The organism is Terribacillus sp. AE2B 122 (assembly GCF_902497585.1).
GTDB classification, from domain to species: Bacteria; Bacillota; Bacilli; order Bacillales; family Amphibacillaceae; genus Terribacillus; species Terribacillus saccharophilus_A.
Genome location: NZ_LR700947.1, coordinates 81,567 through 101,630 on the forward strand (window position 1 = coordinate 81,567; position 20,064 = coordinate 101,630).

Genomic DNA, 20,064 nt, shown 5'->3' on the forward strand with positions numbered 1-20,064 from the left:
CTCTTCCATATTCGTCTGGAAGAGTTTTTTTATGTAAAAAATCAATGAGGTGACAACATGACCATCAACATAAAAGGCGCTCCGAATTATTACGTCTGTGAGGATAATATACTGGAAAGTCTTCCAGCAAGGCTTTCGGAATTGAATTGGACAAATGGTTTGCTTATTCACGGAAATGCTTCCTGGAAAGCGGCTTCCCCATTCTTGGATCCGATTGATTTGCCAGTAAAACGAGTCGCTTATAACGGCCAGTGCACACATGCAGAAGCAGCTAGATTAGCAAACATCGCAACAAACGAAGCTGCTCAATTCATAATCGGTGTCGGCGGCGGAAAAGTGTTAGATACTGCCAAAGCCGCTGCCAATGATGCAGGGCTGCCAGTCATTCTAATTCCGACAATCGTTTCTAACTGCTCCCCATGGGCTTCACTCAGCGTTTTTTATGATGAAGCAGGTAATTTTGTCGAATATACCGTATTCCCACGCAGTGCATTTATGCTGCTTGTTGAGCCGAAACTTTTGCTCACAACACCTGTACCTTATCTGATTGCCGGAATCGGAGATACATTGGCCAAATGGTACGAAGCAGATGCACTTACCGAAAATATGACGGATCAGCCGCTTGCTGTTCAGATATCCCGCAACGCAGCTAAGTTATGCCGGGATATCCTTATTGCCGAAGGAGATGCAGCTATTTGTTCTTTACAAAGTGAACGTACTGACAGTGCATTTACCCGGGTTGCAGAAACTATCATTATGGCTGGCGGTATGGTAGGAGGTTTCGGTGATGAATACGGCCGAATTGCTGGTGCACATTCCATTCACAATGGACTGACAAGACTTGCAGAAACACATGAGCAGCTGCACGGAAATAAAGTAGCTTACGGCATTCTTGTTCAGCTTGCATTGGAAGAGAAGTTTGACGAGATTCGCACTTTGCTTCCAATTTATCAAAAACTCGGATTACCAACAGTACTTAAAGAACTTGGCGTAAAAGAGGATTTGGACAAAGCGATGAAAATTGCTGCAGACGGCGCTGTCGCACCAGGTGAATCCATTCATTTCATGCATGTTTCCGATTCAGATCAAGTCGTGGACGCCATGCGAAGTGTCGAGACATTCGTTGCGGCGAATAAGGGAGTGACACAATGAAACTTGCCTTAATTCAGCATGATATCGTTTTTGGTGATCCGGAAGCCAATTACAGAACAGTGGAAGCATTAGTTAATGAGGCACAGGAAAATGCCGATGTCCTCGTGCTGCCGGAGCTTTGGACAACTGGCTACGACCTGTCTAGGCTTGAAAGCATAAGTGATGCAGAGGGAGAAACAACGAAGCGATTCATCAGCAGATTGGCTAAAACACACCAAAAATATATCGTCGCTGGTTCCATTGCCAAGCAGACCGAAACTGGTGTCTATAACACGATGCTTGTCTTCGGACCAGCTGGTGAGCTGCTACATGAATATGATAAAGCGCACTTATTCCGGTTGATGGATGAAGAGAAGTTTATGACCCAAGGCGACAAATCTGCTTCCTTTTCCATTGGAAATAAGCGAGCAGCTGGCGTCATCTGTTACGACATCCGTTTTCCCGAATTCATCCGCACGCATATGATTCACGATCAGCAAGTGCTCTTCGTTGTTGCCGAGTGGCCGAAAGCGCGACTGGATCACTGGCGTGCGCTTTTGCTCAGCCGGGCAATCGAAAACCAATGCTATGTAGTTGCTTGTAATCGGGCTGGAAGCGATCCTGCCAATGAATTCGCCGGGCATAGCATGATCATCGGGCCATGGGGAGAGGTCATTGCTGAAGCTGGCGAGGAAGCTACCATTCTGTATGGTGAAGCAGTCCTTGACCAAGTGGATGACGTTCGCAGCCGCATCCCCGTGTTTCAGGACAGACGTCCGTCCATCTATGATGTAACATGATATTTTGACAATGTTATGACAAGTTCTCCCGATGAGTGGTAAATAGGGGCAAGCTTGCTTATACTATTTATAAATAGTTTTTGGGAGGGCTTTCATGCAAGCGACATTGAAATGGTTCCGTATCATCGGATTTCTCGAGGGGACTTCCTTGCTTTTGTTATTGTTCCTGGCAATGCCTTTGAAATATATGATGGATATACCGATCTTCGTCACCTACATAGGTGCCATCCATGGCGGTTTGTTCGTCCTGTATGTCATTTGGACTGGCTATACGACCCTGAAAGTTGGCTGGGGAATGAAATGGGCAATCTTAGCCCTGCTCGCATCCGTCATTCCATTCGGTTATTATATTTTAGATATGCGATTGCAGAAAACAGAATACGCATAAGAAAAAGCGAGCAGCGATGCTCGCTTTTTTTATACGAAAGCTGCTATAAAGAACCATACAATCATGATTAATTGAATTACAATCTTTGCTATCGATCCGCCAAGGAAACCTAGAAGTGAGCCAATTGAAGAATAGATAGCTTCCTTCGGTGTTCTTCTTTGGATAAGTTCTGTTATAAGCACAGCAACAAACGGCACGATAATGATACCAAAAGGCGGGATGATGAAGGAACCAACAATTACACCGATTGCTGCAATTCGTTCTCCCCACTTACTGCCGCCGAATTTTTTAACAAAATAACTGTTCGCGATAATATCCGAGATAATCAGAATCACCGTCAGGATAACCATCGCAATCCAGAAGAATACAGACAAATCTCCATCACTGAGCATGAACTGGAAAACTAGGAATCCAATCCAAAGCATAAGCGGAGAGGGAATGACCGGATAAACAATTCCCGCGAAACTAGCGATGAATGCCACCGCAATAATGATCCAAGCAATTATATCTAATGCCACAACCAATCCTCCATATCTTACCTTGATAGTACGTATTATGACATATGAAACAGCAAAAGGAAATTAAAGACTGAGCTTCTCGAAGAATGATGTGTTATGGCGGACACTTGGGTGATCCGGGTTATAGAACACAGCTTTTTCATGAGCTGATTTTGCCTCGTCAAGCAGTCCGATCCGGGAATAGCAAAGCGTCAGCTGCAAATACGGATACCAAGTCGTATAAGCAGGTACACTGAAGCCCGGCAGCTCCTTCCCTTCATAATCCAAGGCCTGCTCATACCAATATGCAGCTGCATCATAATTCCGATCCTCTGTCAGTAAGTCACCGATTAAACAGCAGAATTCCGGTCGCGGCCGGTCATAACGGAAGGAACGGAACAGGTGCATGCGATACCCTTCTATATCTCCTTCTGCTTTGCAGCAATCCGCCAGATATTGGCATGCCCGGATATTGTCCTCCACCCAGCCCTTTTCTGATTGAAGAAGCTCCATATAGTAAGACTTGGCAAGTTCGAACTTCCCGTGATCCTTCAGCTCATTTGCATAATAAAACATATCGCGTGGTGTCAGTTCCTTGCCAGAAGCGACAAAGGACTCATAAATCCTCATATTGCGGTCTGAAATCGTATGGTTTTTTTCGCTTTTACGGTGTGTGACAGCTATTTCCGATGCCACGATATTTCCGCCGAATTCTAAGTATTCATGGACGGCACCATGCCAGCGAAAATTCTTGCTGCGCTTTACTATTCGATTGCGCCTATATAGGTATAGCGGCCGGCCCTCACCATCCAAGCTTGTATGATAATACATCGACACGACATCCACTTCATCAGTCAAGCCACTCCATAAATCACGAAAAGCATCCTGATCCTTTGGCAGCAGCACATCATCAGCATCGAGCCACATGATGTATTCGCCCGTCGCCTTACTGAAGCTGTAATTTCGGGCAGCGGAAAAATCATTTATCCATTCAAAATCAAAAATACGCGTAGTGTACTGTGCTGCGATTTCCTTTGTCCGGTCAGTGGAGCCTGTGTCCACAATGATGATTTCATCTACCAGATTCTGGACGCTATCCAAACAGCCAGCCAGCACTTCTTCTTCATCTTTAACAATCATACACAAACTGATGGAACGCATAAGTCACCTCGGCATACATGATATCCTCACTATATGCGAAGCCTTTTGAAGAATTGCAGATGCGTTTTATCTCGTAACCTTCCAAATCCACCAAACCAGTACCGGCTGTGCAAGGAGCCTAGCATAAAGAAGTGCTTGGTCGGTCTCCTCAAAGCCTGGCGCAGGTATATCGTAGACGGCACTGTATATGTTTGCCGGAAAAATAGCAATCAGGTAGATGACAGTGATAATAGCCGTTAATTTCCTGGTAGCAGGCACCAATAATCCGATAGCTAGGAGAAACTCTGCTATACCGGTCAGATAAATCAACGTATAGCGCAGAGGTACGTACGCTGGCAGCATGGCCGCGAAGCCATCATCTAATACAAAGTGCAAAATACCAGCAACAACAAACATCAGACTAAATACATATAAGCCTACTTTTCTCACCTAAGCCGCTCCCTCTTTTTTCTTATGTAATACCCTGATCTCCTTCCCGGAAACTCCCCTCTCTGATTTCCCACTCTGAATAAACGACAGTTCCTAGCGGCAGTTCTCCCGACACTTGCCAATTGATTGCTTGCATGACCAAAGGTGAACTGTTCGAAATGGTTAAATTATCAATAGAAACCCATTCAGCTCCCAACGCATCCTGTCCTGCAAACTGCTCTGGAACCCGTAATTCTCCAGTTGCCTCTGCTATATAAAAAACTGCTGTATGGTGTACATGGGTAAAATCCTTCCACTGCCACGGAAGCATAAAATCGACAACACCAATCTGCTTCTTCACTGCTGCATTTAAACCTGTTTCTTCCTTCACTTCACGAATGACAGCCTCCAGTAAACCCTCCCCGCTTTCCAGACTTCCGCCTGGCAAATCATAGCGATTGATATATGGGCCCCTTCCTTTATGTATGACAAGCAGTTTACCTTTTTTATGTATAACAGCATAAACACCGAATGCACGATGATAATTATTCATTCCATCACTCCGTTCTATTTTTGTTGAATTTAATATTCTAATAATATAGAATTATTTACGAGGTGATAAATATGCAAATAATTCAGACGGGTTTTAAAGCAAAGCATGATTATACCATTCGTTTTGAAACATCGTTACTATGGGAAGCAGCTTTAGGAATTGCCGCAGTAACGAATGCTTCACTTGCTGGAACACTCGAGCATGTAGAAAAGATGTGGGATGATCCCGAAAATGGCTTTTCGGAAGAGCTTCAGCTCGAACTGCAAGAAATTCATCAATCCAACACCTGGAAGACGCTGCTTCAGCTGCTGCACCACTCAAATGCTGCAACCTTGGATGAGTGGACAGCTGAGGTCTTCAACATGCCGGAACAGACATTACGGGAACAAAGCTTTCCCTACATTGGAAGCTCATTCGAAAAACATCGAATAAAGGCTGCTAAGGGGAATGAAAGCGCATTGGCCACTCTGCAAAAGGTTACTGCAGATAACCCTTTCTTCCCAGATTATATCGCTTTTATTGCCAACGCAGATATCTCTTTCCTGAAGAAACACTTGATCTCCGTTATGACAAAATGGTTTAAGGAAGTGATCAGACCGCAGGAAGGGATTTTGCAGGATATGCTGGATCGAGATGTATCGAATAGAGAACAAAAGCTGGATGCAATGGATAAACTGACCTTTATTCGTTGGGTTACAAACAGTACAAGCTACAAACCCGATGATGCTATAAATACAATATTGTTTATTCCCCATTTCCACTACAGACCGTGGACCATCAGTGCAGATCTGCCTGGTACGAAGGTTTTTTATTATCCAATTCACGCTAATAGCATCGATCCAGAAAACAGATATAATCCGGATACGATGCTTGTAAGAAAGTATAAAGCATTGGGTGATGCAACCAGACTTAACTTGCTAAAACGTTTGTTGGAAGGTGAACAAACGCTCCAGCAATTAACAGAGCAGCTTCCAGTTGCGAAATCAACACTGCACCATCATTTGAAGATGCTCAAATCAGCCGGACTTATCGGGTCAGATAAACAGGCTTATTACGCAAATAAAGATAGTATCACTTCCCTAGATCATGATCTACAGTCATTTTTGGAAGAGTGATCACATGATTGTGCAGAAGATCACGCTAACCCATCCGCTATCACGCCTGATGATGAGTACTACAATGGCTTCCATGGCCGGGCAGGTTTACAGCATCCTGCTCCCGCTACTGGTGCTTGAAGTAACCTCTTCCACTGTTGCCGTTACGATTGCTATAGCTGCAGAGCGGGCAACGATGCTGCTGCAGCCTCTTATCGGTCCTTTTCTCGACCGTGCAAACTGGAAGTATGTACTGCTATTTGCTGACTTTGCCCGATTTCTCTGTTTTTTGCTGCTAAGTATATTCGCTGTAAACGGTCAGATAAGTCTCCTGCTTATCTGTATCATATCCATGTGTATCGGATTCGCTGGTCAATTCTATCAGGGTGCTCAGTTTACTGCCATTCCACATCTAGTTGCCGATCGACAGCTTCATTTCGCTAACAGTCTGGAAAGTGCTATATTTCAGCTTACCATCGTGATTGGTCCGAGCATAGGCGGTATTTTTCTACTATTCTTTAGCATCCATTACAGCTTAATAGCAGTATGTGGACTTTCCTTACTCGCCGTGTGGTTAGTGCTCCTGCTTCCATACGAGCAACAAACAACCAGCTCCAGAACTTTCTCCATATCCCAATACATACACGAGCTGAGGGAAGGATTCTCTTTCATTTATCAACAGAAAGAAATTTGGTACACCAATCTTATATCACTAATCTCCAACTTCGGAATACAATTTCTCATTGTTTTACTGGTCATCTATGTAAACCAACTCACAAAAGATCCTTTGCTGCTTGGCATCGTATTATCTTCTGGGGGAATCGGGGCCATTCTAGGTACATCTCTGGGTTTCTTTGCCGATCGGTTCTCTACATACAAACAGATATTATTCGCTGCTAAAGTGATTGGCGGTTTATCCATCATCTGTGTTGGGCTGACGGATACTATCTGGCTGACGGCTTGCTTCAATATGATTGGAACAGCAGCTGCAGGTGCCGTTAACCCGATCATCAAAACAATTCGACAACGCTATACACCACGGCATTTACTAGGTCGTGTCCAATCCACATCCCGCTTCATAACATTTACCTTACTTCCAGTTGCTTCTGTTTGCGCCGGTCTCTTATCAGAGTGGATTGGTATCGGGGGAACAATTGTAATTGGAGGATGTGTTGCTAGCATCTCTGGTCTGCTTGTATATAAATTGCCTCAGAAACTATAAAAAGAAGGCTCCTCATATTATAGGAGCCTTCTTCATTCATTTCTTTGTATTATTGAACACGAGGGAAACCGAAACCGGAGGCATAATCATCACCTCTAGCAGCACCATAGCCGCCAAGAATATCGTTACCACGAGCACGGGTCTGCAATGTCTGTCTCACTTGGGAGCTGCTCAAGCCAGTGTTTTCTGACCAAATCTTAGCTGCCAAACCAGAGATATGCGGTGTAGCCATAGATGTACCAGTCAGTGACGCATATGTGTTCCCTGGATAAGTGGATAGGATAGCTGATCCAGGAGCTGATACTTCCACATCACCTTGCTGCACAACATAATCACCATCTGTACGACTGTAGCCTCGGGAAGAAGAATCGGCAACTCGGTATGTACCGTTTTGCTGACGGTTCTCCAAGTTTGCTACTGCAACAGCTTCTGGCAGTGCAGCAGGATATCCGATTGAACCTTCATACGGGCCGGAGTTACCCGTAGCTGCGATGACTAATGCACCTCTGTTATTTGCATAACGAACTGCACTAGAGATGAGAGAATCCTGTCCCCCACCAAGAGACATTGAAATGACGACTTTCTCTCCACGGTTTGCTCCATCATCAGCAGCTTTCCGGATACCGTTTGCGATGTCATCGGAATAGCCTCGCCCATCATCACCGAGTACTTTATAAGCCCAAAGATCTGCTTCCGGTGCTACACCAAAGATACCCGAACCATTTCCGCCATTGGCAAGTGCAGAACCAGAGACGTGGGTACCATGTCCATCACGATCGACACAAGTGCCATTCACTTGTCCACTGGATGCTTGGGTAAAGTCAACACACTGCTCTACATTTGCAGCAAGGTCAGGGTGGTTAACAGACGTGCCAGTATCTAGAACAGCGATGTTGATATTATTTCCACCGCTTGTTTTAGTTATGGATGAGTTATTATAAATTGCATGAATTCCCCACGGTGTACGGTCTGATACAGCTTGTGTCGATACATCCCGTTTTTCAGACACTTCCTGCTTCGTATATACACTTACTTCGGTTACTTCCAGGGCTTTGTCAGCTTTTAGCTCCTCGAGCTCTTTTTCAGATACCTCAGTTGTAAAGCCTTCATTACCGAAGCTGTTGCGGACGCCATGCTCTTCCTTGACCTCGTCGGTTGCTTGAGTGGAAAACACACCATCCTTCTGCTTAACGAGAACGCGGACTTCCTCATTCTTTGCCGTTTCATCAGGTGCGGCACCAGCTTGTAACGGCTGGAATACAGATAACCCTATCATTGCAACAGCAGCGACACTTACCAGTTTTCTTTTCATTCAATCACCTCGCTAGATTTTATAGTCACTGAAGTGGAGTCCGACTCTCTGCCCTTCTAGACTCTCAGAAACTATTACAGTAAATCTAGCATAGGCTATCCTGGAAATGTATTGGGAAAACAGACGACAGCAATACACAAAAAAAGACATTATTCCAATTTCTATTTCCTTTTTCCAGCAGAATGTTTGCCTAATAGAAACTTTCTGTGATAAAAGGTGGAATAATGCCGTTCTGTGAATCTATTAAAATTGTAAACTAGTCATTATGGCAGTGTACAAAAGTGCCGAAGCAACGAATGCGGCCGCCAATGCGAAGCTTGCTGCAGCTCTTTTTTTGAAAAAATAAACGATACTTGCCAAAAACAAGCCAAATCCGATAAAGCAAGCTACCCCAAGCACTCCCCAGTGCCAGGTTGCGACACTTTCAGCTGTCACACTAGGAAAAATGCTGCCGAAAATCAAGGCAGATCCCTCATTGCTTAAGGTCGCTGGAATATCAGCTGGTGTAGCAGAAGTGCCGAGTATCGCTGTGCAAATAAATATAATCGCTAGCAGGATCGCTTCGGCCCGGATCCAGTTAAGCGGTCGAAATGCAGGATCACGATGAGCTTTTCTTGCCAAAAAGCCGTTAATGACAGCAAATACAAGTACTGGTATGAACACGACATGCTTCACGAATAACATTTGGCCATACGTCAGCATCAAAGCATTTCCATAGTTCCGTATATCCATTGCAAACAGCATGACCATTATGCCACTAGCTATGACTGACATGACAAGCACTATGGCGAATGGTGTAAACCATTTTAGGAAACTTTCCCAACTGAATTGTTCTGAAGTATAGAAACATACTTGAATCAGTACACCAACCCAGAAAACAGCAGCACCTAAATGGACGAAATGGGCAAAAGCACCGATCAACCCACCTTCCACTGCTGAATGGCTGCCATACGCACTAAGAAATAGCATACCTAGGAATAAAATTAGCGTGAGAAGCGGAAATTTGTTGAAATAAAGCAACAACCAAACACAGATAGCCAGGAGAAAGATACCGACCCAGACTCTTCCAGCTGTAAATTGGAATAATACTTGGCCTAGTGCCTGACCATATCCATTCTGTGCGCCAATTATAGAAACGAGATTAATAACAGGACCGCTCGTGACAAGTGCAGCAGAAGCTGCAGCAGCTAATACGTCACTTCGCGGTGTCCGGATTGCTGCTTCTTCCTTGCGTACAAAACTGAAAACAAGATGACCGGCGAGAAAAGAAAAAGCGATATACGACAGCAATTCCAACAATGGAACTAGAATCACGGCGAGTTAATCCTTTTTACGATAAGTGAAGAACAAAACAGCGGCACAAAGTAAAGCGATGATTACCAATCCCGTCACTATGAAACCTGTATCGGAACCTTCCTCTTCTTCATGTGATTCTTCTGCTGCTTTTTGATCCTGTTCATTCACTTGTTTATTTTGTTCACTTTTGACTGCCGATCCCTGTTCGCTATCGCTTTCCTCGGAGGTCAGACCTTCTGCTGTAAAGGAGACTGTGTTACCGACTTCGTGTCCATCTGCTGAAATTACTTTATAGCTTAATTCATAATCCCCATCAATCATTTCCTGAGCTAATGGAACAGTAACAGTCGTTCCATCAACAGCTGCAGAGTCAGTGGCGAGTGCTTGTCCATCTACTGTCACTTTCGTCTCTACTGCATCCTCCACATCCGAATTGAATGTGAGAGTGAAAGCATCCATGCTCTCTGTGACCGTATCACCTTGTCCTGGATTCGATGCCGTCAGTACTGCATGGGCGGACACAGCCTGCGGCAGCATATATAAGAACAATGCCAGCAAGACCAACATTGGCTTCTTCATATTTACCACTCCAATTTTTAAATGTCCCTTTCATCGTATAAGAGAATAGAGATAGCGTATAGAACGAATTGTGACCAAATCCTTACATTTTGATTCCACCCAAAAAAAGATGCACTCACGTGTGCACCTTTTCCATCTTCAGTTCATTTACTGCTTTCTGGATATCCGTCGCTTTGGTTAGGACGGAAATGAACGAGATACCATCTGCTCCCGCTTGCCGGACAGCCTCGGCATTTTTCTGATTGATGCCTCCGATTGCAACCATCGGGAAGTCACCGACTTGCTTCCGAATCTCGCGCAGTCCTGTCAGACCGATCGGGAATTTGGCATCAATCTTCGTCCGAGTAGCTGCAATTGGCCCGACACCGATGTAGTGGGCTCCGTCCTGGATTGCTTTTTTAGCTTCCTCGGTGTCTTGAGCACTCACCCCAATAATCAAATGCTCTGGACAGCGTGTTTTTACTTGCTGCATCGCTTCGTCTGTCTGTCCGATATGCACACCATCTGCCCCAATCGCAATCGCAAGATCTACATCATCATTAACGATGAAAGGGATGCTGTGCGCTCGACACCTTGCCTGCAGCCGTTCAGCCAGTTGCCTTTTTTCCTGTCCAGTTGCAGCTCCTTCACCTTTTTCACGAAGCTGGAACATGGTAATACCAGCTTCAAGCGCCTGTTCCAGTATTTCCTCCGGATCCTTGTCCTGGCAGTTTTGACTGCCCATTATGAAATAAAGCTCCAATTCTTCTTTCATGTTTATTACTCCTTTTCCATTTAAGACATTCCACATCCCCATTTTGTGTTGAACATGTTCTCATTCCTCAGGTCGAAATTCTTATTCTCCTAATTTAGGAAAAAGTGTGGAAGATGGATAGCAATCCCAAAACTGCGTAAAGTAAGCCCAAGCTTTGAACAAGGAGATGATAAAGTTGAAATGGATGAAAGCTGGGGCAGTAGTAATCGCTCTATGTGTCGGATTGGTCGTTTCCAATCCAGCTGCCGGTTTTGCTGCTGACAAAGCTGTTGCCGATGTGCTGACAGATGAGCAGAAGCAAGAAATAGCAGCTTTGCAGAAGCAGGCATTAGAGCAGGAAAAGCAAATTATTGAAAAGTACGTAGAATACGGTGTCTTTTCTGAAGAGAAGGCAGACCAAATCGAAAAGCATTTGGATCAAAGGTTTAAACAATTAGAGCAAGATGGTTTCATCCCAAAGCCACATCGGCATGGCCCTCACCCTCATCCAGAAAAGTGACATCCTACAATCAGCAGACATACTTCTGCTGATTGTTTCTTTATACTTCTAATTCGAATTGTTCCACTTTTTCCGAATCAATTGCTTGATCTCCTAACAAATAAAGCTGATCCAGAAAAGCGATCTGAAAGCTTCCTGGAGCTTTTGCTGTCTTAGCTGCTTCCTCTGCTGCAATACCATAGAAACAAAGGGCACCGATGCATGCTTCCAGTACATTGTCTGCCGCTCCCGCACATGCTGCCACAACGGCACCAAGCAAGCAGCCAGACCCTGTTATGTTACTGAGCATCTCATGTCCATTAGCAATACTATACGTATGGTTCCCATCCGAAAGGATATCTATTTTCCCTGTTGCAATCACAATCGTATTCAATTCTCTGGCCAGCTGCTGAACAACTCTTGGTGAAATACCATCCTCGGATCCATCTACACCTTTCACTTTGACTGATGTACCGCCAAGAACAGAGATTTCACCTGCGTTTCCGCGAATGACCGTTACATCCACCTCCGCCAAAATGCGGCGGGCCGTTTCTGTCCGATAGGCTGTGGCGCCCACTCCGACAGGATCGAAAATCACTGGTATCCCGAGTCTATTCGCTTCCTTACCGGCTAAAATCATCGCTTCTACATCTGCTGCGGAAAGTGTGCCGATATTCAATAGGAGGGCCTGTGCATGCTGAACCATCTGCGCTGCTTCTTCCTTAGCTGACGCCATCACCGGGGAAGCACCAAGTGCAATCAAACCATTCGCTGTAAAATTAATCACAACATCATTCGTAATGCAGTGAATCAAAGGGTTTGCTTCCCAAACTAGCTTTATCACATCAGTATACTTCATCATGCTGTTCCTCCTGAACTGGCACACCTTGCAGGCGGTATCCCCAGTGATTTGTCGGACCATTTCCTTTTCCGAGCTGAAGCGAATACGAAATCGCATCTGTTACAAAATCCTTACCGATCCTGACTGCTTCTTGCAGAGATCTTCCTTTAGCCAGTTCTGCGGTTATAGCTGCCGAATAAGTGCATCCAGTACCATGAGTATGCTTTGTCTGAATACGTTCGGCAGTGTAGGCCGTGAAGCTGCTTCCATCGTAGAGCCAATCTGCTGCAGATGTTCCTTCCATATGACCGCCTTTTATCAAGACAGCTTTGGCCCCATACTCCCGGACGATTATTTTTCCTGCTGCTTTGATGCTTTTTTCATCTACGATATGAATTCCCGTAAGTTCTTCCGCTTCCGGAATATTCGGTGTAATAAGTGCTGCTAGCGGAACAAGATGCGTCTTCAGTGCATCTCGTGAATCCTCTCCCATAAGTGCATGCCCACTTTTAGCATACATAACAGGATCCATCACATATACACCTTTTGTTTTACTCAAAACAGCAGCGATGCAGCGCATCATCTCTTCTGATGCAATCATTCCTGTTTTTACCGCAGCAGGGGTGATATCTGAGAAGATTGATTCCAGCTGTTGTTCAAGAAATTCGACTGGAACATGATGAACTGCCTGCACTCCTAGCGTGTTTTGGGCAACGAGGGAGGTGACCACACTCATTCCGTATACGTCACGCTCCTGAAAAGTCTTCAGATCCGCCTGAATTCCTGCTCCTCCTGACGGATCAGTTCCGGCTATTGTCAAAGCGCTCTTGATATCAGGCATGAACGGACGCCCCTTTCAATGGGATCATCCAGTCCTGCTGAGTAGCGGCCATCTCCCAGAAACTATGCTCCAGCATACAGCTTTTAAGAAAAGCTTTCCGCGCACGTTCTTTTGCAGCAGATCCCGCTGTCTCGGCCCACTTATCCAGTCGCTTGCTAAGCTCTGCTGTCACATCCGGCATACCATCTTCCCTGCTGCTATAAAACTGAATCCACTCCAAGAACGGATTGGATTCGTCGGGTGCCTTCGTTTCGATAATATGAGCTGCCAGCGCTTGATACGTCCATGGACAAGGGAGAAGCGCTGCCATCAGCTCGCCGATGTCTCCTTGTACAGCACTGTTCATCATATGTGAAATATAATGGTCAGCAGCAGGCGGTGGTGTCATGCGCTGCAAGTCCTCGTATCGCACGCCCGCCACCTTGCAAAAGACATTATGCGGATGAATCTCGCTATGCAGGACAAAATGAATTTGGGACTGATAAAACTCCATCTCTTCACGCGTTTCGCATTTGCTGACTGCCAAGCCGTAGATACGGGCAAATGCGGTCAAATACTCATAGTCAGCTTTCACATAATGGATCAATGCCTCACGCGGCACATAGCCATTCGCAACTCCTTCTACGAAAGGATGTGCATAGATCGCTTCGAAAATCGGGTTTGCTTCTTCTCTCAATTGTGCAGAAAACATGTTTTCTCCTCCTATTGGAGAAAGCCCCGTCGGAAAGGGTGATTGGCGCCGGCCATATAAAAAAGCCGCTCCAGAAGTATGGAGCGACTCGTATAGTCAAGTGTTCAGAAAATACACGAATCCGGCTCCACTTCCCTACGCTGGTGTTAACCAGATCAGGTTCAAAGGGATAAAGATTACTCTTATCTCAGCCAAATGGCACCCCTAGTGGACTTCCTCAAAATTCAATTGTCCCCTTAACTATCACATGCACAGATGTGATTGTCAACCAATGAATCACGTGAAATATTCAATTCTGGATTGCGGGAACATTTTATAGATTGTGCTTCCTATTACATCCTTAATTTCTTCTTGCTCTTCATTCTGGTAGACGTATTTTCCGATACCATAGCGCCCCCATTTATATTTCCGTTTGCTTTCATCCAGCTCAAGCTTCGACATCGGATAATTTTTCTCGATAACGCGCTTTGCTGGCTTCGTGAATCGATGCTGAATCAATTCGAAGGTTAAGTTCTTTTTGGCATGTTCAGGCAAAGCTGCTTCAAGATGTTCGAGCATTTCCGGATAGCCCGTCTGCCAGCCGTCATGCAGATAAATCGGAGCGACGATGAATCCAAGTGGATACCCGGCCTCGGCTACCTTCACCGCAGCTTCGATGCGATCTTTCAATCTGGAGGTGCCTGGCTCGAAGTATTTGATCACATAATCATCATTAATGCTGAAGCGGAATCGCGTCCGTCCCTGATGGTCTGCGTCCAACAAATGATCCACATGAGCGAATTTCGTTACAAAGCGCAGTTGTCCGTGCTTGGAGCGGCCGAAATATTCAATCGCATGTTTCAACGTGTGCGTCAGATGATCAATACCAACGATATCTGATGTACAGGAAGCCTCAAACCGTGTTTCTTCTGGCGCTCTTTCCTGCATGTACTGCTCAGCTGCATCAAATATTTCATCTGTATTTACATACGTGCGGATATAAGGTTTGGATCCCATCGTCGTTTGCAGGTAACAATAATGACAATGCCCCATGCAGCCTGTCGCAAATGGAATAGCATATTCTGCTGAAGGTTTGGATGTATCGAATTTCAGAGTTTTACGCACACCTACAACTAACGTTGATTTGGCGGTACGGTACTTCTGGAAATCATTATCGCCCGGTAGATTACGTACCTGGTTGTGGGAAGTTGTTTCACGTATTTCTACTCCCATGTCCTGGAACTTGTTCTTCAGCTTCACTCCAAGCGGGTATTCCAATGCTCGAGGCTCTATATACACAAGCTGCGGCACAAACGGCTTAACCATAATAACCACCATCGGCTAAGCCAAAAGCGGACACATATGCTTCTTCCGCCTCTCCGAGATCCTGATAAACCGCCACCTCATCATTGAGCGGATAATAGGTTTCATACACAAACAAGGCCAGTTCACCTGGCTTTTCCGGGTTATGGACGACCGCCGCTTCCTGTATATTGGCTACTCCCTGTGCATGGGGATTGCGGATAATTACATAGACGATTTCTCCTGCTTGAAAAGCATCCATTTCATTGCCTCCTTTGTACATACTGCGACTAGTATGCACGGCTTGGATGAAAACAATGTAAAAAAATGAACCCTTTTCCAGGAAGTATACGTCTACTTCTTAGAGGAGGGTTCAAATGTGAAATGGATGATATACGTTTTTCTGTTATTAATCTTATCCTTTATCGGTTACTATCTGCTAGTCAATTAACTTACACCCTAAAGCGAGCAATTGCGGTTTGGAGCTCCTCTGCCATAAATGCAAGTGAACTGGATGATGCAGCTATTTCCTGCATGGCTGCGAGCTGCTGCTCTGTCGCAGCTGACACACTTTCCGTTGAAGCTGCTCCTTCTTCTGCTACCTCGTTCACATCACCAAGTGACATATTGACTGAATCCGTGCCTTTAATCATACCTTCCAGCGCGACTCTCACCTCACGGAATTCATCAACCAAACCAGCTACTGCAGTTTCAATCTGATGGAAAGAACCGCCAGCTTGATCTACAACTCGTGTACCAGCCTGTACTTCATTCGTTGCATGCTCCATCAAATCAATGGTTTTCGTCGTATCCTGTTGGATAAAGCCTACCAAGTCAGCAATTTGACCTGCCGCTCCCTTTGTTTCTTCAGCTAATTTACGTACCTCATCGGCAACTACTGCAAACCCTTTACCATGTTCCCCAGCCTGAGCAGCCTCGATAGTAGCATTCAGTGCAAGAAGATTTGTCTGTGCAGAAATATCCGTGATAACGCTTGTAATGTCACTGATCTCCCTAGACCGCTTGTTCAGGCTGTCAATCGAAGCAGAAAGCTCTTGCACATGAGATGTAATTGTATTCATCTGTACGTTTACATCCTTAATTGCATGTCCTCCCTGGACAGAAAGCTCGGATGTCTTTTGTACTGCTCCTTCAACATTTTGAACGTTCGAAGCCAGCTGGTCCGTGTGCTGCCCCATATTGCCCATTGTACCTGTTGCTGTCGTAACTAGCTCGAGCTGCTGAACAGAACCCTCTGCCAGCTCCTGTATCGTTCTTGCTACATGTTCGGAAGATGAACTGCTTTGTTCTGCACTAGCACTCAATTCCTCTGCAGATGCAGCCACTTGCTGTGACGTATCATTCACAACTCGAATAATAGATCGCATGCCATCTGCCATAGCATTATAAGAAGCTGTCAATTCTCCCATCTCATCCTTGGATCGATACGAACCATCAGAGCTGAAGTCTCCATCTGCCGCTTTGCCCAATAAGTTTCGCAGTTCTTTCACTGGAGAGACAATAAGCTTCGATATAAGTAATCCGATCGCTATTAATAGTATTAAAGCGACTCCTATAACGCTTGATAATATTATAGTGGCCTGCCTAACATCCTCGGTTGCCTGCTCATATGTTTGTTCTGCTTCCTTCGTATTCTGTTCCTGCAACTCTTTCAGGATATCGTTCACAACTGTACGTTGCGGAATCTGTTCTTCAACAAAGAGATCGTACGCTTCATCATTTTGATTTTCTAAAGCAAGCCGCATAACACGGTTTCGGATTTCATGTAAACCTTCGCGCTCTTGTTTATAGTTTTCAAATATATTTTTACCCTCTGCGGACATAAAACTATGCTCCAATTTATCCATCTCATCATCAATTCCGACAATGGATGAGGTAAGCATGTCATTGAGCTCATCATTTCTTGACTCGTCCTCAGTGAGCATCATCTCCAAAATGTATGCATCGTTTGCCTGATTGTTCTCGCTAATTTGACTTAAAGATAAGTTGGGCAAAAGCTTATCTTTGTACATCAATTCAGCCTCTCGCGCCATTTCTCGTGTATAAAATATACCAGCCGCCCCTACAATCCCTAGTGCTATAGCTCCTACCAGGATTAAAATAAGCATTTTTGTCCTGATTTTCACATTTTTCAATAATTTCATTCCAGCATCCCCCTGATGATAGCTATTACACAGCCACTTCCATACGATATATCGACTTTCAATATATCGGCAGGGTTTCCAGAACTTGAAGTTATTTTTAAGAAAATGTAAAATATTTAGTTCTATTTTGTATATAAAGTTAAAAACCCATTATCGATTGGATGCATTCCAATCGATAATGGGTTTTCTGTGGAAAATATATTACCTCGAAGGAAATAGGGTATCTCCTGAGGCAGCTTCAGAACTTGGTTTCCCGATAAAATAGCCTTGGGCCAAATCCATTCCAATCTGCTTGCAGAATGAAAGCTCCTCCTGCCTTTCAATCCCTTCTGCTAGCACCTTCGTGCCAAGAAGGCTGGCAACCTCAATTACTTTATACAGGAATTCTTGTTTCTGTGTATCACTGTCGCAGTAAGATATGTATGCTCTGTCAATCTTGACGAAATCGGGTTCTAATTCTTTAAGCAGTTCAAGCGTGGAATAGCCTGCTCCTACATCATCCAGGGCAACCATCATGCCTTCTTGCTTATACCGTTTAAAGATGCGCTGCAGGCGGGCAACGTCATCCAGTTTTTCAGTTTCAACTACCTCAAATACAAGGTCTTTCGGATCTACTCCATATTCATCGACTGTGCGGAATGTCTGTCTTAGGCAAAAGTCTGGATTATAGATGGTTGATGGCAGAAAGTTGATGAAGCTCTTCACTCCAGCAGGTATAGCTTCCTGCGCCCTTTTCCTGACTGCAGTCTTTCTTGCACGCTGGTCTAGCATACTAGTGAGGCCTGCTTCTGCTGCAAAATTAAATAGAGCAGCGGGCGAGACTTCCTGTTTATCTGCCCGCAGCAAATGCTCGAATCCGAAGATTTTCTCATCTTCCATGGTGATGATTGGCTGCAGAAAAGATCGAAATGCTCCCTTTTGGACAATTTCTGTGAATTGTGGGTATTGAACACGTTGGAGCAATTCTTCAACAGATACCATTGGGTAACTATTGGTCACTTTCTTTGCGACGGTACACCTTACACCTGATATACTTTGACTACTTATAGACAAGAGCATCTGCTCTAGCTGCTGTACGCTGAAATATTGGTAAATCGTATATGTATCTTCCTGTTTGAGCGGATTACCTAGAGATAAATTTCTGTATGATTCTGGTGACCGCATCAGCAATTCACCCTTTTCCGGTATATCAAGAACTGTCCCGCACATTGCACATACAGACAGCTGTTCCATCACGCACCATCCCTTCCAGACAAAAGTACTTGAACTGCGTATTTCCTTGATCTGGGCCCATCGAACTCACAAAAATAAATACCTTGCCACGTTCCTAATACGAGCTTGCCATCTGAGATAATCACAGTCTGAGCATGTCCGACTGTACTTGTTTTCAAATGAGCTGCCGTATTACCCTCCGCATGCAAATCCTGTTCGTGTTCCCAAGGATATACCTCTTTGAGTCTGCGGAGGAAATCCTGCTTTACATCGGAATCAGCATTCTCATTTACTGTGATACCCGCTGTTGTATGCAAGGAGGAAATAACCGCTATCCCCTCTTGAATGCCAATTGACTGAATATAGCGCTGAACAGAGTCAGTAATCTCAACCATCTCATCGTGGTTCTTTGTTACTATCTGGAATATGCCCATAGTCCTACCTCCTGTCCGTCTCTATACCCGAATTTATTCGACATTATTCTACATAACCCCTTTTAAATTTAAAAAATTTCAAGAAATATAAAAAGCAGTCTGCTTGAAGCAGACTGCTTTTTATAAACTGCGCTCTTTCTCTACTTCAGAGGCAAATGAAGCAGCGAATTCCTGACAGTTACGGATATCCTCGTCTTCTGGTGATAAGTCAACTTTCAGAGTCTCAAGAACGATCTCCGCTCCGCGCTCTTTGAATTTTTCCTGGAATGTATCAATTGCAGCACCATAGCTTGCATAGATAGAATCACAGGATCCGAAAAGGGCAACCGGCTTGCCATCCAGTTCGATGTCATCCAGCTCATCGTAGAAATCCTCGATTTCGTAAGGGATATCTCCATCTCCCCATGTATAGGTGCCCATTAAGATACCATCATAATCGGTCATCGTAAAAACATCTAACTGATCTATATCAATTTGGAGCTTTGTTACCTCGACTCCTTTTTCTTCCAAAGTCTTTTCCATAATGTCAGCCATTTCTTCCGTATTACCTGACATACTGGTGAATGCTATCAGTACACTTGCCACCTTCATTCACTTCCCTTCATCTGCTCTCATTTTAATTGATAACCATTCTCAATGTCAAATGGAGCATTTCAGGAAGCCTCAGTTTCCTTTTATTGCTTGATAAGCAAGTTTGAAATTCTTTTTAGTATCCTCGCCAAAGAGATTGATATCTCCTTCGAAAATCTGCTCGACTGTGAGCTGATACGCTTGTTCTTCAGTACAGCCGCGCGTGTTCATGAGCAGGCGAAAGTAGGATAAGAAATATTCCTCACTCAGTATCGCCGCGTTTTTCATCATAATCATACTACCTTTCCTTCTAACTCCATCCTAATAGCGTATCACAGATAATGGGGTATAATACA

At 44.6% G+C, this 20,064-nt stretch carries 24 protein-coding genes and 1 riboswitch; of the genes, 6 read left to right on the forward strand and 18 right to left on the reverse strand.

Translation table 11 applies throughout. The features are described 5' to 3' along the window. Nucleotides 1-57: 57 nt before the first annotated feature. From AE2B122_RS14370 to AE2B122_RS14380, 3 genes are all read left to right on the forward strand, one after another. Entirely contained in the window at nucleotides 58-1,152 is a 1,095-nt protein-coding gene (locus AE2B122_RS14370) for an iron-containing alcohol dehydrogenase family protein (protein WP_175074503.1), read from the forward strand. After that, the gene (locus AE2B122_RS14375) at nucleotides 1,149-1,931 is read left to right on the forward strand and encodes a carbon-nitrogen family hydrolase (protein ID WP_175074504.1); all 783 of its coding nucleotides are present in this window, start codon (nucleotides 1,149-1,151) and stop codon (nucleotides 1,929-1,931) included. The genes AE2B122_RS14370 and AE2B122_RS14375 overlap by 4 nt, the downstream gene beginning before the upstream one ends. 94 nt (nucleotides 1,932-2,025) lie before the next feature. After that, nucleotides 2,026-2,319, forward strand: coding sequence for a DUF3817 domain-containing protein (locus tag AE2B122_RS14380; protein WP_095220064.1), 294 nt, complete (start codon nucleotides 2,026-2,028; stop codon nucleotides 2,317-2,319). Nucleotides 2,320-2,348: 29 nt separating this feature from the next. Here AE2B122_RS14380 and AE2B122_RS14385 read toward each other — a convergent pair whose 3' ends face one another. The 4 genes from AE2B122_RS14385 to AE2B122_RS14400 form a co-directional block, all read right to left on the reverse strand. Next, nucleotides 2,349-2,837 (reverse strand): DUF456 domain-containing protein, encoded by a 489-nt coding sequence (locus AE2B122_RS14385; RefSeq protein ID WP_245840401.1) that lies wholly within the window; start codon nucleotides 2,835-2,837, stop codon nucleotides 2,349-2,351. A 63-nt stretch (nucleotides 2,838-2,900) separates the two neighbouring features. Then, a complete protein-coding gene (locus tag AE2B122_RS14390; RefSeq protein ID WP_175074505.1) occupies nucleotides 2,901-3,977 on the reverse strand; it encodes a glycosyltransferase family 2 protein in 1,077 nt (358 codons plus the stop codon). A 66-nt stretch (nucleotides 3,978-4,043) separates the two neighbouring features. Next, on the reverse strand, nucleotides 4,044-4,406 hold the full coding sequence (locus AE2B122_RS14395) for a hypothetical protein (RefSeq protein WP_254593519.1): 363 nt from the start codon (nucleotides 4,404-4,406) through the stop codon (nucleotides 4,044-4,046). A gap of 22 nt (nucleotides 4,407-4,428) precedes the next feature. Further along, nucleotides 4,429-4,938: an NUDIX hydrolase gene (locus AE2B122_RS14400; RefSeq protein WP_175074506.1), complete on the reverse strand. Its 510-nt coding sequence runs from the start codon at nucleotides 4,936-4,938 to the stop codon at nucleotides 4,429-4,431. Nucleotides 4,939-5,009: 71 nt separating this feature from the next. On the opposite strand from AE2B122_RS14400, the gene AE2B122_RS14405 reads away from it, so the two are divergent. Together AE2B122_RS14405 and AE2B122_RS14410 are read left to right on the forward strand one after the other, a co-directional pair. Next, nucleotides 5,010-6,053, forward strand: coding sequence for a helix-turn-helix transcriptional regulator (locus AE2B122_RS14405; protein WP_175074507.1), 1,044 nt, complete (start codon nucleotides 5,010-5,012; stop codon nucleotides 6,051-6,053). Nucleotides 6,054-6,057: 4 nt separating this feature from the next. Then, nucleotides 6,058-7,254 (forward strand): MFS transporter, encoded by a 1,197-nt coding sequence (locus AE2B122_RS14410; RefSeq protein WP_175074508.1) that lies wholly within the window; start codon nucleotides 6,058-6,060, stop codon nucleotides 7,252-7,254. A gap of 49 nt (nucleotides 7,255-7,303) precedes the next feature. Here the strand turns inward: AE2B122_RS14410 and AE2B122_RS14415 are convergent, their stop codons facing one another. The 4 genes from AE2B122_RS14415 to thiE all read right to left on the reverse strand — a co-directional run bounded on the left by AE2B122_RS14415 (nucleotide 7,304) and on the right by thiE (nucleotide 11,195). Next, complete coding sequence (locus tag AE2B122_RS14415; protein ID WP_175074509.1) at nucleotides 7,304-8,566, reverse strand: S8 family peptidase; 1,263 nt, start codon at nucleotides 8,564-8,566, stop codon at nucleotides 7,304-7,306. Between the two features lie 243 nt (nucleotides 8,567-8,809). After that, complete coding sequence (locus AE2B122_RS14420; protein ID WP_175074510.1) at nucleotides 8,810-9,880, reverse strand: copper resistance D family protein; 1,071 nt, start codon at nucleotides 9,878-9,880, stop codon at nucleotides 8,810-8,812. A 6-nt stretch (nucleotides 9,881-9,886) separates the two neighbouring features. Continuing rightward, on the reverse strand, nucleotides 9,887-10,441 hold the full coding sequence (locus tag AE2B122_RS14425) for a copper resistance protein CopC (protein ID WP_095220056.1): 555 nt from the start codon (nucleotides 10,439-10,441) through the stop codon (nucleotides 9,887-9,889). A gap of 115 nt (nucleotides 10,442-10,556) precedes the next feature. Then, nucleotides 10,557-11,195 carry a thiamine phosphate synthase gene (thiE, locus tag AE2B122_RS14430; RefSeq protein WP_175074511.1) on the reverse strand — a complete coding sequence of 213 codons (639 nt, stop codon included), beginning with the start codon at nucleotides 11,193-11,195 and terminating at the stop codon, nucleotides 10,557-10,559. 184 nt (nucleotides 11,196-11,379) lie between these two features. Here thiE and AE2B122_RS14435 point away from each other — a divergent pair, with 184 nt between their 5' ends. Continuing rightward, a complete protein-coding gene (locus tag AE2B122_RS14435) occupies nucleotides 11,380-11,694 on the forward strand; it encodes a YckD family protein (protein ID WP_254593524.1) in 315 nt (104 codons plus the stop codon). 40 nt (nucleotides 11,695-11,734) lie between these two features. Here AE2B122_RS14435 and thiM read toward each other — a convergent pair whose 3' ends face one another. The 10 genes from thiM to AE2B122_RS14485 form a co-directional block, all read right to left on the reverse strand. Then, the gene (thiM, locus tag AE2B122_RS14440; RefSeq protein WP_175074513.1) at nucleotides 11,735-12,535 is read right to left on the reverse strand and encodes a hydroxyethylthiazole kinase; all 801 of its coding nucleotides are present in this window, start codon (nucleotides 12,533-12,535) and stop codon (nucleotides 11,735-11,737) included. Next, entirely contained in the window at nucleotides 12,519-13,355 is an 837-nt protein-coding gene (gene thiD / locus AE2B122_RS14445) for a bifunctional hydroxymethylpyrimidine kinase/phosphomethylpyrimidine kinase (RefSeq protein WP_175074514.1), read from the reverse strand. The genes thiM and thiD overlap by 17 nt, the downstream gene beginning before the upstream one ends. Then, complete coding sequence (gene tenA / locus AE2B122_RS14450) at nucleotides 13,348-14,046, reverse strand: thiaminase II (protein ID WP_095220052.1); 699 nt, start codon at nucleotides 14,044-14,046, stop codon at nucleotides 13,348-13,350. The genes thiD and tenA overlap by 8 nt, the downstream gene beginning before the upstream one ends. A 115-nt stretch (nucleotides 14,047-14,161) precedes the next feature. Then, nucleotides 14,162-14,262, reverse strand: a riboswitch (TPP riboswitch). A gap of 60 nt (nucleotides 14,263-14,322) precedes the next feature. Continuing rightward, nucleotides 14,323-15,351, reverse strand: coding sequence for a spore photoproduct lyase (splB, locus tag AE2B122_RS14455; RefSeq protein ID WP_095220051.1), 1,029 nt, complete (start codon nucleotides 15,349-15,351; stop codon nucleotides 14,323-14,325). Continuing rightward, nucleotides 15,344-15,589 (reverse strand): transcriptional regulator SplA domain-containing protein, encoded by a 246-nt coding sequence (locus AE2B122_RS14460; RefSeq protein WP_038557971.1) that lies wholly within the window; start codon nucleotides 15,587-15,589, stop codon nucleotides 15,344-15,346. Before AE2B122_RS14460 ends, splB begins: the two co-directional genes overlap by 8 nt. Nucleotides 15,590-15,779: 190 nt before the next feature. Beyond that, entirely contained in the window at nucleotides 15,780-17,492 is a 1,713-nt protein-coding gene (locus AE2B122_RS14465; RefSeq protein WP_175074515.1) for a methyl-accepting chemotaxis protein, read from the reverse strand. 201 nt (nucleotides 17,493-17,693) lie between these two features. Beyond that, nucleotides 17,694-18,725: an EAL domain-containing protein gene (locus AE2B122_RS14470; protein WP_254593520.1), complete on the reverse strand. Its 1,032-nt coding sequence runs from the start codon at nucleotides 18,723-18,725 to the stop codon at nucleotides 17,694-17,696. Continuing rightward, nucleotides 18,725-19,138 carry a secondary thiamine-phosphate synthase enzyme YjbQ gene (locus tag AE2B122_RS14475; RefSeq protein ID WP_175074516.1) on the reverse strand — a complete coding sequence of 138 codons (414 nt, stop codon included), beginning with the start codon at nucleotides 19,136-19,138 and terminating at the stop codon, nucleotides 18,725-18,727. The genes AE2B122_RS14470 and AE2B122_RS14475 overlap by 1 nt, the downstream gene beginning before the upstream one ends. A 120-nt stretch (nucleotides 19,139-19,258) precedes the next feature. Beyond that, a complete protein-coding gene (locus tag AE2B122_RS14480) occupies nucleotides 19,259-19,723 on the reverse strand; it encodes a flavodoxin (protein ID WP_095220134.1) in 465 nt (154 codons plus the stop codon). 78 nt (nucleotides 19,724-19,801) lie between these two features. Next, the gene (locus AE2B122_RS14485; protein ID WP_095220048.1) at nucleotides 19,802-20,005 is read right to left on the reverse strand and encodes a hypothetical protein; all 204 of its coding nucleotides are present in this window, start codon (nucleotides 20,003-20,005) and stop codon (nucleotides 19,802-19,804) included. Nucleotides 20,006-20,064 lie beyond the last annotated feature (59 nt).